The following is a 1946-nucleotide window of genomic DNA, read 5'->3' as shown; positions in this document are numbered from 1 at the left end:
CCGGGGCGTCAACTTCGTCGGCTATCGCATCTGGACGACGCACAAGCTCCTGCGCAGGGACAGCGTCGTGCGCGCCCGGCGGAAGATCAGGGCCTATCGGGCCGCCGGCGAGCACGAGCGGCTCGATCAGTTCCTTGCGGCGTGGACCGGCCATGCGTCATGGGCCGACAGCCACAACCTGCTTGAGAGTCTGAATCTGGCAGGCGGGAGGGGCAAGCCATGAGGCGAGCAACCGCAATTCTGCCCGAGAACCTGGCACCCGTAGGAATCAACCGAGAGCAGGCCGCCGCCCTGATCGGCGTGAGTGCGACGCTCTTCGACCGACTGGTCTTCGACGGCCTCATGCCCGATGCGAGAATGATCTACGGCCGCCGGGTGTGGGACGTTGCCGAGGTGGCCGCCGCCTTCCGGAATCTGCCTCACCGATCGCAAGCTGTTGACGTTGCCGCCGGGGAAGGGAATCCTTGGGATGATGCCTAAGAAGCTACCCAAGGGAGTTACAGTCGATCGGGACCGGCACAAGAATGTCCGGCTCTACTTCCGCGCGCCCGGCCGTCCGAAGATCAGGCTTCGGGAGCAACCCGGAACGAAAGCGTTTGACGATGAGGTCGCCTGCGCCCGAATCGGAATCCCCTACGAGAAGAAGACCGCGCCCGCGCCGCGAAAGCCCGGCGCGGCGGCCAAGGAAAATAGCTTTCACTGGCTCGTCCAGCAATACAAGCAGCGGGCGAAGAATAGGCTCAACCCTGACCAGCTTGCGCGGCGCGTTCGTCTCCTCGAGGAAATATGCGAAAGCGGAAAGAAGCGCCGGGGCGATCTCCCCTATAAGCTGATGGAGCGCAAGCACGTCCTCGAAATTCGGGACACGATTCGCGATACCGCAGGCGCGCAGAATAACGTGGTGAAGACCGTTTCCGCCATGTTCGGATGGGCGATCAGCGTCGGCCTTGCCGACCGCAATCCCGCGATCGGGATCGAGCACCTTCACTCCGGCGACGGTTTCCACGCATGGACCGTCGACGAGGTGAGGCAATACGAGGAGCGGCATCCGCAGGGGAGCAAGGCCCGGCTCGCGCTGCATCTCGGCCTCTTTACCGGCCTGCGCCTGTCCGATCTTGCGACCTTGGGCAAGCAGCATATCCGCGACGGATGGCTTTATGTGCGCCCCGGAAAGACCGGGAAATCATCTGGCGTCGTTGTGGAGATTCCCGTGCTGGCCGAACTTCAGGCGACGATCGAGGCTACCGAGACCGGAGACCTGACGTTCCTTATCACCGACCTCGGCCGTCCGTTCACGGTGAACGGCCTCGGCAACAAGATGCGCCAATGGTGCGATCAGGCCGGCTTGCCCCAGTGCTCGATGCACGGATTGAGAAAGGCGGGCGCGACCATCGCCGCCGACAATGGGGCGACTGATAGTCAGCTTATGGCAATCTTCGGCTGGACGACGAAGAAGCAAACCACGCTCTACACGAAGAAGGCGGATCGAAAGCGCCTTGCGGGCGAGGCGATTCGCAAACTCGTGCCAGAACAAAAAACGGACGAAACTGTCCCACCGCAAAAAGGGTTGCTGGAAAGTGGGACAAAAATCGCCAAAAAGGCAATAAAATCAAATACATAAGAAACGGATGGTGCCCAGAAGAGGACCGCCATTTTCCCGGAAAATCAAGCGGCTAAAAAGCCGGTGGGACATTCTCTTTCTACTGATCTTCAAGGTTTTTTAGCCCGGCCGCCCCACCATTAAGACCCGCTGATGCGCTGGATCGCCCATTCCAGAACGCTGTTTCCGATCCACATCAGGAAGCCGCCGAGGAGCGTCCAGCCCGCAATGATCACGGCAAGGACCGTCTTCGACTTATCTCTCACGGCACCAAAGTCGCGGGCAAGCGGCTCGATGTCCTTGATCACCTGCTCGGATGCCTTGAGGCGATCCTCTATGTTGTCGA

3 protein-coding genes and 1 pseudogene are annotated in these 1946 nt (G+C 60.8%); 3 read left to right on the top strand and 1 reads right to left on the bottom strand.

The features are described from left to right. The 3 genes and pseudogenes from V7050_RS20710 to V7050_RS20700 form a co-directional block, all read left to right on the top strand. Positions 1 to 223, top strand: a pseudogene (locus V7050_RS20710) (hypothetical protein); the annotation flags it as partial. Then, positions 220 to 480 carry a hypothetical protein gene (locus V7050_RS20705; protein ID WP_299480955.1) on the top strand — a complete coding sequence of 87 codons (261 nt, stop codon included), beginning with the start codon at positions 220 to 222 and terminating at the stop codon, positions 478 to 480. The pseudogene V7050_RS20710 and the gene V7050_RS20705, both read left to right, overlap by 4 nt. Continuing rightward, positions 470 to 1621, top strand: coding sequence for a tyrosine-type recombinase/integrase (locus tag V7050_RS20700; protein ID WP_299480952.1), 1152 nt, complete (start codon positions 470 to 472; stop codon positions 1619 to 1621). The genes V7050_RS20705 and V7050_RS20700 overlap by 11 nt, the downstream gene beginning before the upstream one ends. A gap of 119 nt (positions 1622 to 1740) precedes the next feature. Here the strand turns inward: V7050_RS20700 and V7050_RS20695 are convergent. Next, positions 1741 to 1946, bottom strand: a 206-nt coding sequence (locus V7050_RS20695; protein WP_324411235.1) for a hypothetical protein, incomplete at its 5' end; no start/stop codon positions are given.

This window comes from Amaricoccus sp. (genome assembly GCF_036846665.1).
GTDB lineage: Bacteria > Pseudomonadota > Alphaproteobacteria > Rhodobacterales > Rhodobacteraceae > Amaricoccus.
The sequence above is the reverse complement of the archived record's forward strand: the minus strand, read 5'-3'. Positions and strand labels throughout refer to the sequence as shown.